The sequence below is a fragment of the Enterobacter sp. SCRI0065 genome, assembly GCF_059766475.1.
This window is the reverse complement of the sequence record NZ_JCBAJB010000027.1, coordinates 1-673: the sequence shown is the minus strand read 5'-3', so window position 1 is coordinate 673 and position 673 is coordinate 1. Positions and strand designations below refer to the sequence as shown.

Annotated in this window: 1 pseudogene; it reads right to left on the bottom strand. The window is 67.3% G+C overall.

Features of this window, described 5'->3' with window-relative positions:
- Positions 1–532 (bottom strand): annotated as a pseudogene (locus AC6EMZ_RS23250) (hypothetical protein); the annotation flags it as partial.
- Between the last annotated feature and the right edge of the window lie 141 nt (positions 533–673).

The following is a 673-nucleotide window of genomic DNA, read 5'->3' as shown; positions in this document are numbered from 1 at the left end:
TGCCCCCTGATTTCCGGTGCAGCCTGAGCGCCGCGCCTGCATTCGGGCAGTGTGCAGATCGTGATGGCCGGTGACACGCTGGCGCGTGACTGTTTGCCCTTCGCGCAGGATGCCGCTGCCGTGGTGATGGCGGGGCGCACTGCTGCGCAGATGCCCCCTGATTTCCGGTGCAGCCTGAGCGCTGCGCCAGCGTTCGGGCAGTGTGCAGATCGTGATGGCCGGTGACACGCTGGCGCATGACTGTTTGCCCTTGTTGCAGGATGCCGCTGCCGTTGTGATGGCGGGGCGCACTGCTGCGCAGATGCCCCCCCTGATTTCCGGTGCAGCCTGAGCGCTGCGCCAGCGTTCGGACAGTGTGCAGATCGTGATGGCCGGTGACACGCTGGCGCGTGACCGTTTGCCCTTCGCGCAGGATGCCGCTGCCGTGGTGATGGCGGGGCGTACTGCTGCGCAGATGCCCCCTGATTTCCGGTGCAGCCTGAGCGCCGCGCCTGCATTCGGGCAGTGTGCAGATCGTGATGGCCGGTGACACGCTGGCGCGTGACTGTTTGCCCTTCGCGCAGGATGCCGCTGCCGTGGTGATGGCGGGGCGCACTGCTGCGCAGATGCCCCCTGATTTCCGGTGCAGCCTGAGCGCTGCGCCAGCGTTCGGGCAGTGTGCAGATCGTGATGG